Here is a 14,884-nt window from a genome sequence, read left to right on the forward strand (position 1 = left end):
GCGCGAGGTCGGCCCCAGGCGCGCCGGGGCGGGTGGCGGGATCGCCGGTGCTGCTCGTGCACTGCCGGTGCTGCAGCGCCCGCGATGCGCGAGGAACGCACGCACTGCGGGTGGGTGCGGCCGGCGTCGGCGCGCTGCGGACGGCGGGACGACGGGCAACCAGATCTCCCCGCGCCGGAAACCGCGCGGTAACGCCGGACGGGTTTCCTCTGAGGTGACAGCGGTTCACATCAGTGGACGACCCGCCAGGAGGATCCCGTGTCGATCACCGCCGCACCGCCCGCGCCGGCGCGCGCCGGGCTGCCCGCCCTCGACCCCGTGCCCGGCACCGTGCCGGACCTGGCCACCCGCGCCCGCGCCGACGGCATCGAGTTCGTCATGGCGCTCTTCGTCGACCTGGTCGGCAAGCCCTGCGCCAAGCTGGTGCCGATCGAGGCCGTCGAGGAGCTGCAGACCGACGGCGTCGGGTTCGCCGGCTACGCCGTCGGCGCGCTGGGCCAGGAGCCCAGGGACCCCGACGTCATGGCGGTGCCGGACCCGACGTCCTACATGCCGGTGCCCTTCCTCCAGCCGGGCCTGGCGATCGTGCACTGTGATCCGCACGTCGAGGGCCGGCCCTGGCCGTACGCGCCGCGGGTGATCCTCAAGGAGCAGTTGGCCCGCGCCGCAGCGCAGGGCCTGGAGCTCATGGTCGGCGCCGAGGTCGAGTACTTCCTGGTCGCCCGCGGTCCCGACGGCGCGCTCGCCCCGGCCGACACCAGGGACACCGCCGCCCGGCCCTGCTACGACGCCCGCGGCCTGACCCGCATGTACGACCACCTCACCGCCGTCTCGCGGGCGATGAACGGCCTGGGCTGGGGCAACTACGCCAACGACCACGAGGACGGCAACGGCCAGTTCGAGCAGAACTTCGCCTACGCCGACGCGCTGACCACCGCCGACCGGGTGGTGACCCTGCGGTACCTGCTCTCGGTCATGGCCGAGCAGCGCGGCATGACCGCCACGTTCATGCCCAAGCCGTTCACCGACCGCACCGGCAGCGGCCTGCACCTGCACCTGTCGCTGTGGCGGGACGGCGCCCCGGCCTTCCCCGAGGGCGCCGACGCGCGCGGGCTGGGGCTGTCGCCGCTGGCGTACTCCTTCGTCGCCGGCCTGCTCGAGCACGCGTGCGGTCTGCAGGCGGTGCTCGGCCCCACGGTCAACTCCTACAAGCGCACCGGCGCGGCCAACCCCCGCTCGGGCGCCACCTGGTCGCCGCGCACCGCCACCTACGGCGGCAACGACCGCACCCACCTGCTGCGCGTCCCCGACGGCAACCGGGTGGAGCTGCGCGGCGGCGACGGCTCGGCCAACCCCTACCTCGCGGTCGCCGCGGCGCTGGCCGCCGGGCTGGACGGCGTCGTCCGCGGGCTGGACCCCGGCGACCCGGGGACGACGAGCAGCGCGCCGCTGCCGCCGACGCTGCTGCACGCGGTCGAGGCGCTGGAGGCCGATCCGGTCGTCGCCGGCGCCCTCGACGCGGCCGGGCCCGGCGTCTGCGCCTACTTCGCCGGGCTCAAGCGCGACGAGTTCTTCGAGTGGCACGGGCAGGTGACCCCCTGGGAGGTCGACCGCTACGTGACCGCCTTCTGAGACGGGAGAGGGACGACATGTGCGGGATCGTCGGGCTCCACCTGCGGGAGCCCTCGCTGTACCCCCGGCTCGGCGAGCTGCTGACCGGGATGCTGTGCCAGGTCACCGAGCGCGGACCGGACTCCGCCGGCGTCGCCGTCTACGGGGATCCGCGCTGGTCGCCCGAGGGGCGTGCCACCGTCTCGCTCCTGCCCGGCGGCCGGACGGCGGACCACGTGCGCGACGCCGTCCGCGCGGTGCTCACCGATGTCCAGGTGGTCGACGCCGGCCAGACGCTGGTGGTGCACGCCGCCGCCGACGTCGACGCCCTGGTGGCCGCCGTCCGCACCGCGGTGCCCGGCGCCCTGGTGATCGGGCAGGGCCCCGACGTCGCCGTCCTCAAGGGCGTCGGCCACCCGCAGACGCTGGCCGCCGAGTTCGGCCTGGCGCGGGCGCAGGGCTGGCAGGGCGTGGCGCACACCCGGATGGCCACCGAGTCCGCCGTCACCCCGGCGCACTGCCACCCGTTCTCGGTCGGCGCCGACCAGTGCCTGGTGCACAACGGCTCCTTCGCCAACCACGCCACGATCCGCCGCGAGCTGGTCGCCGGCGGCGCGGTGTTCGACAGCGACAACGACTCCGAGGTCGGCGCCCGCTTCGTCGCCGCCCAGCTGGCCGCCGGGTACGACCTGGAGAAGTCGCTGAAGCTGCTGTGCGAGCGGTTCGACGGCTTCTACACGCTGCTGGTCAGCACCCGGGACAGCTTCGCGGTGGTCCGCGACGCGATCGCCTGCAAGCCCGCCGTGGTCGCCGAGACCCCGCAGTGGGTCGCGATGGCGTCGGAGTACCGCGCCCTGGCCGGCCTGCCCGGCATCGAGACCGCCCGCATCTTCGAGCCCGAGCCGGAAGAGGTGTACGCATGGCAGCGCTGACGGAGACCGCCGTGGAGCCGGCGGTGGTGGACCTGTCGGTCTCCGGGGTGCGGGAGCTGAACGCCGCCCTGCACGCCCTCGACGTGGCCGACAAGTCGCCGGTCTGGCGGGTCACGCACCCCGACGGCCGGCACAGCATCGCCGTCGGCCTGGACGCCGACGTGACGGTGGAGGTCGACGGGCACGTCGGCTACTACTGCGCCGGCATGAACAAGACCGCCTCGGTCACCGTGCACGGCAACGCCGGGGTGGGCGTGGCCGAGAACATGATGAGCGGCACCGTGCGGGTGCGCGGCAACGCCTCGCAGTCGGCCGGCGCCACCGCGCACGGCGGGCTGCTGGTGGTCGAGGGCTCGGCCGCGGCCCGCTGCGGCATCTCGATGAAGGGCGTGGACATCGTCGTCGGCGGCGACGTCGGGCACATGAGCGCGTTCATGGGCCAGGCCGGCCGGCTGGTCGTCTGCGGCGACGCCGGCGACGCGCTGGGTGACTCGCTCTACGAGGCCCGGATCTACGTGGCCGGTTCGGTGAAGAGCCTGGGCGCCGACTGCGTCGAGAAGGAGGTCCGCGCCGAGCACCTCGCCGAGCTCACCGGGCTGCTCGCGGCCGCGGGCCTGGACGCCGACCCCCGCGACTTCCGCCGGTACGGCTCGGCCCGTCAGCTCTACAACTTCTCGATCGACCACGCCTCGGCGTACTGAGGGGACGACCCGTGCTCCGTGAATCCGCGACCTTCGACCGCTCCACCATCGCCGAGATCCAGCGCGCCGCCGAGACCGGCATCTACGACATCCGCGGCGGCGGCGCCAAGCGCAAGGTGCCGCACTTCGACGACCTGCTCTTCCTCGGCGCGAGCATGTCCCGCTACCCGCTGGAGGGCTACCGCGAGCGGTGTGACACCGACGTCGTCCTCGGCGACCGCAACGCCACCTACCCGCTGCACCTGTCCACCCCGGTGACCATCGCCGGGATGAGCTTCGGCGCGCTGTCCGGCCGCGCCAAGGAGGCCCTCGGCCGGGGCGCCAGCGAGGTCGGGACGTCGACCACCACCGGCGACGGCGGGATGACGCCGGAGGAGCGCGGCCAGTCCAAGCACCTCGTCTACCAGTACCTGCCCTCGCGCTACGGCATGAACCCCGACCACCTGCGGGCCGCCGACGCCATCGAGGTGGTGCTCGGCCAAGGGGCCAAGCCCGGCGGAGGCGGGATGCTGCTGGGCCAGAAGATCACCGAGCGGGTGGCCGGCATGCGCACCCTGCCGATGGGCGTCGACCAGCGCAGCGCCTGCCGGCACCCCGACTGGACCGGTCCCGACGACCTGGAGATCAAGATCCGGGAGCTGCGGGAGATCACCGACTGGGAGAAGCCGGTCTACGTCAAGATCGGCGCCAGCCGCACCTACTACGACGTCAAGCTGGCGGCCAAGGCCGGCGCCGACGTCATCGTGCTCGACGGCATGCAGGGCGGGACGGCGGCCACCCAGGACGTCTTCATCGAGCACGTCGGCATCCCGACCCTCGCCGCGCTGCCGCAGGCGGTGCAGGCCCTGCAGGAGGAGGGGCTGCACCGGCGGGTGCAGCTGATCGTCTCCGGCGGCATCCGCAGCGGCGCCGACCTGGCCAAGTGCATGGCGCTCGGCGCCGACGCCGTGGCCATCGGCACCGCGGCGCTGATCGCCCTCGGCGACAACTCCCCGCACCTGGACGAGGAGTACCGGGCCCTGGGCTCGGCGGCCGGCTTCTACGACGACTGGCAGGCCGGCCGCGACCCGGCCGGCATCACCACCCAGGACGACGAGCTCGCCGCCCGGCTCGACCCGGTCGTCGGCGGCCGCCGGCTGGCCAACTTCATCCGCGTCATGACGATGGAGGCGCAGGTCATCGCCCGCGCCTGCGGCAAGGCGCACCTGCACTCGCTGGAGCCCGAGGACCTCGTCGCGCTGACCATCGAGGCCGCCGCGATGGCGCGGGTGCCGCTGGCCGGCACGTCGTGGATCCCGGGGCGCTCCCTGTGACCAGCAGCGCGGACGTGGTCGTCGTCGGCGGCGGGCTGGAGGGCGCGGCCACCGCGTGGGCGCTGGCCGCCCGCGGCGTGACCGACGTCGTCGTCTGCGAGCGGGACACCGTCGGCTCGGGCATGACCGGCAAGTCCAGCGGCATCGTCCGCTGCCACTACGGCGTGACCTCGCTGGCCGCGATGGCCAACCACGGCCTCGAGGTCTTCGAGCGGGCCGAGGAGCTGCTCGGCACCGACATCGGCTTCCGGCAGACCGGCTACGTGGTCGGTGTGGGGGAGGCCGACGTCGGGGCGCTGCGGGCCAGCCTGGCCGGCCAGCGTGCCGTCGGGGTGCGGACCGAGGAGGTCGACGCCGCCACGGTCGCCGCGCTGTGGCCGGCCGCCGACCTGTCGGACTTCGCCGCGTTCGGCTACGAGCCGCGCGGTGGCTACGGCGACGCCTACTCGACCGCCCAGGCCTTCGCCGCGGCCGCCCGGCGCGACGGCGTCCGCATCCGGCAGGGGACGACCGTCACCGAGGTGCTCGTCTCCGGGGGCCGGGCCACCGGCGTCCGCCTCGCCGACGGGACGACGATCGCCGCGGGCACCGTGGTGGTCGCCGCCGGCCCGTGGTCGGTGCCGCTGCTGGCCGCGCACGGCATCGACCTGCCGATCACCGTGCACCGCGAGGCGATCGTGCTGCTGGACCCGGGGCTCGACGTCGGCGACGTGCCGGTCTTCTCCGACCTGGTGTCGCTGCAGTACATCCGCCCCGAGACCGGCGGGCAGCTGCTCTTCGGCAACAGCGACCTCGCCGAGCTGGAGCCGGCCGACCCCGACCACTACCTCGACCGGGCCACCGGGGACTTCCTCGAGATGGCGGTCGGCAAGATCGCGCACCGGTTCCCCGGGCTCGACGACGCGGCGGTGGCCAGCACCTACGCCGGCTGCTACGACGTCACGCCCGACTTCAACCCGGTCATCTCCGAGACGCCGGTCGAGGGGCTGATCGCCGCCGCCGGCTTCAGCGGGCACGGGTTCAAGATCTCCCCGGCGGTGGGCCGGCTGGTCGCCGACCTCGTCGTCGACGGGAAGAGCTCGGACGCCGACGTGCCGGAGTCGGACTTCCGGCTGTCCCGGTTCGCCGAGGGCGCGCTGCTGACCAGCCCGTACCCGTACGCCGGCGCCGGCCAGATGCGCTAGCGGAGTGCGCAGGGCGAGGAAACCTCGCCCCTCACACTCCACTGCGGGTGTGGGCGATGACCAGCTCCGCGGTGCGCTCGGCGGCCAGCTCGGGGATCCAGTGCGTCACGCCCTCCAGCACCTCGAGCGTGTAGGGGGCGGTCACGTACTGCGCCGTCGCCTCGGTCGCCGTCCGGCCGAGGAAGGTGTCGCCGGTGCTCCACACGTGCAGCGTGGGCACCCGCACCCGGCCCACCGGGTCGCGCACGCCCAGCGGCAGGGCCCGGTACCAGTTCAGCGCGGCGGTCAGCGCGCCCGGCTCGCGCATGCGCCGCACGTACCGGTCGACCAGCTCCTCGGGCAGCCCGCCGCGCAGCAGCATGCGGCGCAGCGCCGCGCCGCCGCCGGCCAGCAGCAACCGCTCCGGGACGACGGGCAGCTGGAAGAAGCCGATGTAGCTCGACCGCAGGGCCTGGTCGCTGGTCACCATCGCCTTGCTCATCGCCGCGAGGTGCGGCACCGACAGGGCGGTCAGCGTGCGCAGCCGCTCGGGGTACCAGGCGCCCAGCGCCCAGCCGACGATCCCGCCCCAGTCGTGGCCCACCACGTGCGCGCTCTCCAGCCCGGCGGCGTCCAGCAGCGCCAGCACGTCGCCGGCGACCTCGCGCAGCCGGTAGGCGCCGCGTCCCCCCGGCCGGGCGCTGGGGGAGTAGCCGCGCTGGTCGGGGGCGAGGGTGCGCAGGCCGGCGCCGTGCAGCACCGGTGCCATGCGGTCCCAGGCGCCGGAGTCCTGCGGGAAGCCGTGCAGCAGCACCACCGGCTCACCGTCGGCCGGGCCGCCGTCCCGGACGTCGAACACCATGCCGTCGCGTCGGAAGCTGTCCACCGCACCACTCTGCCCGGTCCGCCGCCAGCGCGCCGGGTCACGGTCGGGGACGATGGGGGCGTGACGGCGCCCGCGGCAGAACTGATCGTGCTGGTCGACGACGACGGGACGGCGATCGGCACGATGCCCAAGCCGCTAGTGCACCACGGCGAGACGCCGCTGCACCGCGCCTTCTCCGCGTACCTGTTCGACGACGCCGGCCGGCTGCTGGTCACCCGCCGCGCCGACGGCAAGCAGACCTTCCCCGGCATGTGGACCAACACCGTCTGCGGCCACCCCGGCCCCGGGGAGGACGACGCCGCCGCGATCGCCCGCCGCGCCGGCTACGAGCTCGGCCTGACCGTGGCCGACCTCCGCCCGGCGCTGCCCGGCTACCGCTACCGCGCGGAGTTCCGCGGCGTGGTGGAGAACGAGGTCTGCCCGGTCTACCTCGGCCGGTACGCCGGGGAGGTGGCGCCCGACCCGACCGAGGTCGGCGCGTGGGAGCTGCTGGACTGGGCGGCGTTCCGGCGCCGGCAGGAGACCGAGGGCGACGCGTGGAGCCCGTGGTGCCGGGAGCAGGCCCGGCTGATCGAGCAGGCGGGGCTGCTCCCGGCCGCCTGAGCTGCGACGTAGCCGGAGCGCGACCCAGCGTGAGGGCCGCGCGGGGGCGCTGGTGTCGCTGCCGGGGACGCGCCGGACCGCCGCCCTAGCTTCCGCCGGGTGGAGCGCCGACGTTTCCTGATGTTCCTGGCCGCCGGCCTGGCCGGTACCGCCGTGGGGCGCGGCGCGACGCAGCTCGCTGCCGAGGACCCTGCCCCCGTCCCGGCGGCGACACCCGCGCCGGCGGTGCCCGCCGCGGCCCGGGCGGTGCAGCCCCCGGGCACCGTCCCGCCGCCGCTGGGCGTCGTCGACCGGCTGCCCGGCGCCGGCTCCCGGCTGGCGCTGACCGTCGACGACGGCGTGAGCACCGAGGTGGTCGCCGCCTTCGTCCAGCTGGCCCGCGACACCGGCGTCCGGATGACGTTCTTCCCCAACGGCCGGTACGGCTCCTGGACCGACAACGCCCGGGCGCTGCGCCCGCTGGTGGAGTCCGGGCAGATCGCGCTCGGCAACCACACCTGGTCCCATCCCGACCTCACCACGCTGGACGACGCGGCCGTGGCCGACGAGATCGGCCGCAACCGCGACTTCCTCCGGCGGACGTTCGGCGCGGACACGCCGTTCTTCCGGCCGCCGTACGGCGCGCACGACGCGCGGGTCGACGCGATCGCCGCCGACGCCGGGCACCCCACCACGGTCATGTGGAACGGCACCCTGGACGACGGCCGGCTGATCACCGCCGACGAGCTCATGGCCGCCGCGCGGCGGTGGATGGTCGCCCAGTCGATCGTCATCGGGCACGCCAACCACCCGACCGTCACCACCGTCTACGACCAGCTGCTCGGCGTCCTCGACGAGCGGGGCCTGGAGACGGTCACCCTCGCCGACGTGTGGGCCCGGCCCCGCTGACCCCGCCTCGACCTGCGGCCGGGTCGATCTCGGGAGAGGCTGTCGGCGACGTACGTGATCTTCGAGAGGGAGGCGTGGATGGCCGCGAGCGGGGCCTTGGACGGGCGGGTCGCCCTGGTGACCGGGGGCGCCAGCGGGCTGGGCCGGGCGACGTGCGTCGCGCTGGCCGAGGCCGGTGCGCACGTGGCGGTGGCCGACATCGACCAGGCCGGCAGCGAGCGCACCGCCGAGCTGGTCGGCGAGGCCGGCGGCAAGGCCGACGTGGTCGCGCTCGACGTGACCGACGACGCCAGCCGGCGCGCGGTCGTGGCGCAGCTGTTCGACCAGCACGGCGACGCCTTCGACATCCTGGTCAACGTCGCCGGCATCGACCGGCCGGGCTACATCACCGACATCGACCTGGCCGACTACCAGCGGGTCATGGCGGTCAACTGCGAGGGCCCGGTCTTCCTGACCAGCGAGTTCATGAAGCGGGTGCAGCACCTGCCCGAGGGGCGCACCGCCGACGTGGTGCACATCGTGTCGCTGTCGGCGATCACCTCCGGCAGCGGCGCGATCGCCTACAACGGCTCCAAGGCCGGCTTCCTCAACGCCACCAAGTGCATCCAGCGGGAGCTGCGCGAGAAGGCCGTGAAGGCCGACGACGGCACCGAGCGGCCCTTCCCGTGCCGGGTGCAGAGCGTCATCCCGGCCGCGATGGACACCCCGATGATGGAGCAGTGGGGCATCCCCTCCCACCTCATGATGCCGCCGGCCGCGGTGGCCGAGATGGTCCGCACGCTGGTCACGCTGCACCCGTCGGCGTTCGTGCCGGAGATGCAGATCGTGCCGCGGCTCGAGCCCAACTTCCCGCGGTGAGCGACGTGAGCACCCCGGGGGAGGACCCCGCCCTCGACACCGAGCTGGAGTCGGCCATGGCGACCGGCTCCGACGCCGGCGAGCCCGGCGACCACCTGGGCGCCGGCGACCTGCGCCCCGACGAGGAGCGGCTGCTCGGCGAGCTCACCCAGGGCACCGGCGCCCCCGCCGGCGGGGAGGACGTCGAGGCGCAGGTGCGCGCCGCGGAGGACGAGGCCCCGCTGCCGGCCGAGGGCGGCGACCAGGGCGACGGGCTGTCGGCGGAGTTCTCGAACCCCTAGCCGAGCCGGACGGCCACCAGCGCGACGTCGTCCTCGGCGGCCTGCGGCACCAGCCGGTCGAGCAGCGCGTCGCACAGCTGCTCGACCGGCAGATCGCGCAGCTCGGGGAGGGCGCCGGCCAGCCGGTCGACGCCCTCGTCGAAGCCCTGGTCGCGGCGCTCGACCAGGCCGTCGGTGTAGAGCAGCACCGTCGAGCCGGAGCGGAGCACCGTCTCCTCGTCGCGGCGGGCCATCCCCGGGGCGACGCCCAGCAGCAGGCCGGGGCGCTCGCCGGTGAGCACCGTGGCCCGCCCGTCGGGGTCGGTGACGACCGGCGGCAGGTGCCCGGCGCTGGACCAGCGCAGCCGGGTGACCCCGGCGGCGCGCTCGGCGTCGGTCTGCTCCAGCCGGCCGACCAGCACGGTCGCCATCGCGCCCAGCCGCAGTCCCTCGATCGCGGCGTCCAGCCGGGACAGCACCCGGGCCGGGCCCTCGGCGTTGTCGAAGGCGATGCCGCGCAGCAGTCCGCGCAGCTGCGCCATGTCCGCCGCGGCGGCGATGTCGTGGCCGACGACGTCGCCGATGACGAACACCGTCGACCCGTCGGGCTGGACGAAGACGTCGTACCAGTCGCCGCCGACCTGGGCCTCCCGCGTCGCCGGCACGTAGCGGACGGCGATCTGCAGCCCGTCGGGCGCCGGCGGCTCGGACAGCAGGCTGCGCTGCAGGGTCTCGGCGGCGCGGACGATGCTGCGGGAGCGGGCGTAGAGCGCCTCCAGCAGGTGGGTGCGCAGCTCGGTGGCCTCGGCGACCTGCTGCGGCGTCCACGCCTCGGACCGGCCGCGCACCGTCTCCCGCCAGCGCTCGAAGGACTTGCGCGGGGACAGCCGCACCTCGTCGCCCTCGAGCTCGGCGATCGCCTTGTTGTGCGGATCGCCGCCCCAGTCGATGTGCTGCACCGACTCGCCGCGGTGCCACAGCAGGTACTGGCCCTCGGGGAGCGGCAGCACCAGGACCCCGCAGGCGACGTCGGTGGGGGCGTCGAGCTCCGGTGCCAGGGCGGCCAGCGAGTCGGTGGCGACGACGTCCTCGCCGGTGGCCGCCGCCCAGGCCGCGATCGCCTCGGCCAGCCCCTCGGGCAGGGGCGCTCCGCTGCAGCCGGTGCTGCCCTGCAGGCGCACCGCGACCCCGTCGGCGGGCAGCAGGTCCAGCAGGTTCGGGCTGCCCAGCAGGGTGTCGGCGAGGGGGCGGTCCTCGTCGAGGGTGGCGGCGGTCAGCCAGGCCAGGGTCGAGCGGACCTGCAGGGCGCGGGCGACCTCCTCCTCCGAGGCGCGGTCGACCAGCCGCAGCGACAGGGTGGAGCCGAGGAACTCCGCCGCCGCGCGGGTGGCGAACGGCGGGGCGTGCGGACCGTCGTAGTGGTGGCAGGCGATGAGCCCCCACAGCCGGTCGTCGCGCAGCAGCGAGATCGACATCGAGGCGCGCACGCCCATGTTGCGCAGGTACTCGAGGTGGATCGGGGAGACGCTGCGCAGCGTCGAGTAGGTGAGGTCCAGCGGCGCGCCGGTGGCCGGGTGGGCGGCCGGCTGCAGGGGGGAGGGGACGTAGTCGACGTCCGAGATCAGCCGGATCCAGTTCTTCTCGTACAGCGCGCGGGCCTGCGCCGGGATGTCCGAGGCCGGGTAGTGCAGGCCGAGGAAGGAGTTGAGGTGCGGGGCCCTGGCCTCGGCGACGACCTCGCCGTTGTAGTCGGCGTCGTAGCGGTAGACCATCACCCGGTCGAAGCCGGTCAGCGTGCGCACCGCGCGGGCGGTGATGTCGTAGAGCTCCTGCAGCGTGCTGGCCCGGTTGAGCTCGCCGACGGTGCTGCGCACCGCCTGGTAGGTGTTCGGGAAGGAGAACGGCCGCGGCCCGTGAGCCGGCTCCAGCTCGATGACCAGGTCGGTCGCCGGCACCTCGTCGCCGGCCGCGGTGGAGCGCAGCAGCGCCCGGTGCAGGATCGCGTCGACCGGCACGGGGCTGCCGTCGACCTCCAATGTCAGCTCGACCGGGTTGCGCTCCCGCAGGTCGCCGAACGCGCTGGCGGAGCGGAGGACCGCCTCGGCCGCGGGCACGCCCAGCACCTCGGCCAGCGGCCGGCCCAGCGCCTCCCGCCACGGGACGCCGATCAGGCCGGCCAGGTTCTCCGAGACCTGCTCGACGACGCCCTCGGGCTCGCGCACCGCCAGCAGCACCCCGCGCGGCTGCACGCTGCCGGGCACGTGGATCGGCTCGCGCTCGCAGTTCGACAGGTCGATCGGGGTGCCCGGGGGCAGCAGGTCGACGTCGACGTCCGGATGGCTCACCCGCGCGTCCCCTGCACCGCGCCCTCGCACCAGTCGGCGAGCACGGTGAACGTCTCCCGCGCGGCGGCGACCACGCGCCCGGCGTCCCCGCCGGCGGCGACGTGCTCCCGGGTGACCCGGCGGAAGGCGTGCCACATGGCGCCGGTCTCCGGGCCGTAGGGGGAGAAGGCGCCCAGCCGGGTGCCCGGCGCCAGGTGCGGCAGCGCGGCCAGGTGCCGGTCGATGAAGGTGCCCCCGAGGGTGGAGCCCTCGAGCACGTAGAGCCGGCCCAGCGCGTCGTCGGTGGTGGGCACCTCCGGCAGCTCCGGCCGCGCGCCGTCGTCGGCACCGGCGCCGAGCGCCTGCAGGTCGGCGGCGAACAGGGCGGACCGGCGGCGGCGCGCCCAGTCGAGGACGGCGGCGTCGGCCGGGCAGCGCCGCGCCCAGGCGTCGAGCCCGTCCTCGGCGGCCCGCCAGAAGGCGTGCATCCCGCCGAGGACGTCGACCAGCCGGTCCCGGGTGATCTCCGGGTCCATCAGGCCGAGGGTGTCCTCCACCCGCTGGTGCTCGGCGGCCGTCGCGGACCGCAGCACCGTGAGGACGTCGGCGTCGCCCCCCGCATCTCGAGGCAACGCCTCTCCTCCCGCACGCATCTGCATCCGAGGGTAGGTCACCGCGCCCGCCGGCGAGCGGACAGCGCGCGATCCGGCGCACCATGGACCCCCCCGCACCCCCGGAGGCCGGGATGCCGTCGACGCGCACCCTGCTGCTGGCCGCCGCGCGCCGCCCGGCGCTGCGCCGCGCGGTCACCGGCTGGCCGGTCACCCGTGCGGTGGTGGACCGGTTCGTGGCCGGCGAGACGCTGGAGGAGGCGCTGGCCGTCGTCCGCCGGGTGACCGGCGAGGGCATCGCGGTGACCCTCGACCACCTCGGCGAGGACGTCACCGACCCGGCCGAGGCGCGCCGCTCCCGCGACGCCTGCCTCGCGCTGCTCGAGGGCCTGGCCCCGCTCGGTCTCGGCCCGGCGGCGGAGGTGTCGGTGAAGCTGTCGGCGTTCGGCCGCGCGCTGCCCGGTGGCACCGACCTCGCCCTCGACCTGGTGCGCCCGGTCGTGGCGGCGGCCACCGCCCTGGGCACGACGGTCACCCTGGACATGGAGGAGTCGTCGACCGTCGGCGCCACGCTCGCCGTCCTCGCCGAGCTGCGCCGGGAGCACCCGGCCACCGGCGTGGCGCTGCAGGCGGCGCTGCACCGCACGCTCGACGACGTCCGGGCGCTGGCGGTGCCCGGCTCGCGGGTGCGGCTGGTCAAGGGCGCCTACGACGAGCCGCCGTCGGTGGCCTTCCAGGGGCGCCGGGCGGTCGACGCCGCCTACGCCCGCTGCCTCGGCGTCCTGATGCGCGGGCCCGGGTACCCGATGGTCGGCAGCCACGACCCGGTGCTGCTCGGCATCGCCGGCCGGCTGGCCGCCGAGTGCGGGCGCGCGCCGGACTCCTGGGAGGTGCAGATGCTGCACGGCGTCCGCACCGACGAGCAGCGCCGGCTGGCCGCCGCCGGCGTCCGGGTGCGCGCCTACGTGCCCTACGGCCGCGACTGGTACGGCTACTTCGCCCGCCGCCTGGCCGAGCGGCCGGCCAACCTGCGCTTCTTCCTGCGTGCCCTGGTGCCCACGACCTGAGGGAGGTCCCCGTGGACGGCGTCACCCGCGTGCCCCCGCCGCGCAACGAGCCGGTGCTCACCTACGCGCCCGGCTCGCCGGAGCGGGCCGAGCTGCAGATCCGGCTGGCCGAGCTCGCCGCCGAGCCGGTGGAGCTGACCATGGACCTCGGCGGCCGCCGACGGCTGGGCGGGGGCGAGCGCTTCGACGTCGTCCAGCCGCACCGGCACGCCGCCGTCCTCGGCACCGGGGCGCACGCCACGCACGCCGACGCCGAGGAGGCGCTGCGCTGCGCGAAGGCCGCGGCGCCGGCGTGGCGCGACCTGGCGTTCGACGACCGCGCCGCGGTGTTCCTCCGCGCCGCGGACCTGCTGGCCGGTCCGTGGCGCCAGACGCTCAACGCCGCGACGATGCTCGGCCAGAGCAAGACCGTCGCCCAGGCGGAGATCGACAGCGCCTGCGAGCTGGTCGACTTCTGGCGCTGGAACGTGCACTTCGCCCGCGAGGTGCTGGCCGGGCAGCCCGAGTCGGCGCCGGGCAGCTGGAACCGCACCGACCACCGGCCGCTGGAGGGCGTGGTCTACGCGGTCACGCCGTTCAACTTCACCGCGATCGCCGGCAACCTGCCCACCGCGCCGGCGCTGATGGGCAACACGGTGGTCTGGAAGCCGGCGCCCACGCAGCAGTTCGCCGCGCACTTCCTCGTGCAGCTGCTCGAGGCGGCCGGGCTGCCGCCGGGGGTGATCACCATGGTGACCGGGGACGGGGCGGCGGTCTCCGACGTCGTCCTCGCCGACCGCGACCTCGCCGGCATCCACTTCACCGGCTCGACCGCGGTCTTCCAGCGCCTGTGGCGCACGGTGGGGGAGAACATCGCCGGCTACCGCACCTATCCCCGGATCGTGGGGGAGACCGGCGGCAAGGACTTCGTCGTGGCCCACCCCTCGGCCGACCTCGACGTGCTGCGCACCGCGCTGATCCGCGGCGCCTTCGAGTACCAGGGGCAGAAGTGCTCCGCGGCGTCCCGGGCCTACGTGCCCCGCAGCGTGTGGACCCGGCTGCGCGACGACCTCGTCGACCGCACCGAGGCGCTGCCGATGGGCGACGTCACCGACTTCGCGAACTTCCTCGGCGCGGTCATCGACCGGCGGGCGTTCGACAAGCTGGCGCGGGTGCTGGACCGCGCGCGGGACGACGACGCGCTGACGGTGGTCGCCGGCGGCAGCTGCGACGACGCCGAGGGCTGGTTCGTGCGGCCGACGATCGTGGAGGGCACCGACCCGGAGCACGAGGTGTTCACCACCGAGTACTTCGGGCCGGTGCTGGCGGTGCACGTGTTCGACGACGCCGACTACGACGCCGTCCTGACGCAGCTGGAGTCGGTGGCGCCCTACGCGCTGACCGGCGCGGTGATCGCCCGGGACCGCGCCGCGATCGCTCACGCCCAGCGGGTGCTGCGGTTCGCCGCGGGCAACTTCTACGTCAACGACAAGCCGACCGGCGCCGTCGTGGGCCAGCAGCCCTTCGGCGGCGGCCGGGCCTCGGGCACCAACGACAAGGCCGGCGCGGCCCAGAACCTGCTGCGCTGGACGTCGGCCCGCACGATCAAGGAGACGTTCGTGCCGCCGACCGACCACACCTACCCCCACATGCGCTGAGCGGAGTGCCACGGCGCGGAGAACGCTGCC

At 75.2% G+C, this 14,884-nt stretch carries 14 protein-coding genes; 11 read left to right on the forward strand and 3 right to left on the reverse strand.

Annotation, left to right across the window (positions count from 1 at the left end):
• Positions 1–258: 258 nt before the first annotated feature.
• The 5 genes from glnT to ACI79R_RS17740 are packed head-to-tail and all read left to right on the forward strand — an operon-like array spanning position 259 to position 5,741.
• Positions 259–1,632 carry a type III glutamate--ammonia ligase gene (glnT, locus tag ACI79R_RS17720; protein ID WP_456574972.1) on the forward strand — a complete coding sequence of 458 codons (1,374 nt, stop codon included), beginning with the start codon at positions 259–261 and terminating at the stop codon, positions 1,630–1,632.
• A gap of 17 nt (positions 1,633–1,649) precedes the next feature.
• The gene (locus ACI79R_RS17725; RefSeq protein WP_456574973.1) at positions 1,650–2,543 is read left to right on the forward strand and encodes a hypothetical protein; all 894 of its coding nucleotides are present in this window, start codon (positions 1,650–1,652) and stop codon (positions 2,541–2,543) included.
• Complete coding sequence (locus ACI79R_RS17730) at positions 2,531–3,244, forward strand: GltB/FmdC/FwdC-like GXGXG domain-containing protein (RefSeq protein WP_456574974.1); 714 nt, start codon at positions 2,531–2,533, stop codon at positions 3,242–3,244. The genes ACI79R_RS17725 and ACI79R_RS17730 overlap by 13 nt, the downstream gene beginning before the upstream one ends.
• A gap of 11 nt (positions 3,245–3,255) precedes the next feature.
• Positions 3,256–4,557 carry an FMN-binding glutamate synthase family protein gene (locus ACI79R_RS17735; RefSeq protein ID WP_456574975.1) on the forward strand — a complete coding sequence of 434 codons (1,302 nt, stop codon included), beginning with the start codon at positions 3,256–3,258 and terminating at the stop codon, positions 4,555–4,557.
• Positions 4,554–5,741 (forward strand): NAD(P)/FAD-dependent oxidoreductase, encoded by a 1,188-nt coding sequence (locus ACI79R_RS17740; RefSeq protein WP_456574976.1) that lies wholly within the window; start codon positions 4,554–4,556, stop codon positions 5,739–5,741. Before ACI79R_RS17735 ends, ACI79R_RS17740 begins: the two co-directional genes overlap by 4 nt.
• Positions 5,742–5,772: 31 nt before the next feature.
• On the opposite strand, the gene ACI79R_RS17745 is transcribed toward ACI79R_RS17740, so the two are convergent.
• Entirely contained in the window at positions 5,773–6,606 is an 834-nt protein-coding gene (locus ACI79R_RS17745) for an alpha/beta fold hydrolase (protein WP_456574977.1), read from the reverse strand.
• Between the two features lie 60 nt (positions 6,607–6,666).
• Between ACI79R_RS17745 and idi the strand changes: the two genes are divergently transcribed.
• The 4 genes from idi (at position 6,667) to ACI79R_RS17765 (ending at position 9,236) form a co-directional block, all read left to right on the forward strand.
• On the forward strand, positions 6,667–7,209 hold the full coding sequence (idi, locus tag ACI79R_RS17750) for an isopentenyl-diphosphate Delta-isomerase (protein WP_456574978.1): 543 nt from the start codon (positions 6,667–6,669) through the stop codon (positions 7,207–7,209).
• Between the two features lie 99 nt (positions 7,210–7,308).
• Positions 7,309–8,097, forward strand: a complete 789-nt coding sequence (locus tag ACI79R_RS17755; RefSeq protein ID WP_456574979.1) for a polysaccharide deacetylase family protein — start codon at positions 7,309–7,311, stop codon at positions 8,095–8,097.
• Between the two features lie 78 nt (positions 8,098–8,175).
• Positions 8,176–8,955, forward strand: a complete 780-nt coding sequence (locus ACI79R_RS17760) for an SDR family NAD(P)-dependent oxidoreductase (protein WP_456574980.1) — start codon at positions 8,176–8,178, stop codon at positions 8,953–8,955.
• Complete coding sequence (locus ACI79R_RS17765) at positions 8,952–9,236, forward strand: hypothetical protein (RefSeq protein ID WP_456574981.1); 285 nt, start codon at positions 8,952–8,954, stop codon at positions 9,234–9,236. The genes ACI79R_RS17760 and ACI79R_RS17765 overlap by 4 nt, the downstream gene beginning before the upstream one ends.
• Here the strand turns inward: ACI79R_RS17765 and ACI79R_RS17770 are convergent.
• Together ACI79R_RS17770 and ACI79R_RS17775 are read right to left on the reverse strand one after the other, a co-directional pair.
• Positions 9,233–11,560, reverse strand: coding sequence for a SpoIIE family protein phosphatase (locus tag ACI79R_RS17770; RefSeq protein WP_456574982.1), 2,328 nt, complete (start codon positions 11,558–11,560; stop codon positions 9,233–9,235). The genes ACI79R_RS17765 and ACI79R_RS17770 overlap by 4 nt on opposite strands.
• The gene (locus tag ACI79R_RS17775; protein WP_456574983.1) at positions 11,557–12,171 is read right to left on the reverse strand and encodes a biliverdin-producing heme oxygenase; all 615 of its coding nucleotides are present in this window, start codon (positions 12,169–12,171) and stop codon (positions 11,557–11,559) included. Before ACI79R_RS17775 ends, ACI79R_RS17770 begins: the two co-directional genes overlap by 4 nt.
• 113 nt (positions 12,172–12,284) lie before the next feature.
• Here ACI79R_RS17775 and ACI79R_RS17780 point away from each other — a divergent pair, with 113 nt between their 5' ends.
• Positions 12,285–13,217 (forward strand): proline dehydrogenase family protein, encoded by a 933-nt coding sequence (locus ACI79R_RS17780; RefSeq protein ID WP_456574984.1) that lies wholly within the window; start codon positions 12,285–12,287, stop codon positions 13,215–13,217.
• Positions 13,218–13,228: 11 nt separating this feature from the next.
• Positions 13,229–14,854, forward strand: a complete 1,626-nt coding sequence (pruA, locus tag ACI79R_RS17785; RefSeq protein WP_456574985.1) for an L-glutamate gamma-semialdehyde dehydrogenase — start codon at positions 13,229–13,231, stop codon at positions 14,852–14,854.
• Positions 14,855–14,884: the final 30 nt, after the last annotated feature.

Source organism: Blastococcus sp. SYSU D00820, assembly GCF_054050695.1.

Bases quoted from the DNA above. Each gene is read 5' to 3' on its own strand.
- ACI79R_RS17725 (WP_456574973.1), top strand. From the start codon at position 1,650: ATGTGCGGGATCGTCGGGCTCCACCTGCGGGAGCCCTCGCTGTACCCC.
- ACI79R_RS17730 (WP_456574974.1), top strand. From the start codon at position 2,531: ATGGCAGCGCTGACGGAGACCGCCGTGGAGCCGGCGGTGGTGGACCTG.
- ACI79R_RS17760 (WP_456574980.1), top strand. From the start codon at position 8,176: ATGGCCGCGAGCGGGGCCTTGGACGGGCGGGTCGCCCTGGTGACCGGG.
- ACI79R_RS17780 (WP_456574984.1), top strand. From the start codon at position 12,285: ATGCCGTCGACGCGCACCCTGCTGCTGGCCGCCGCGCGCCGCCCGGCG.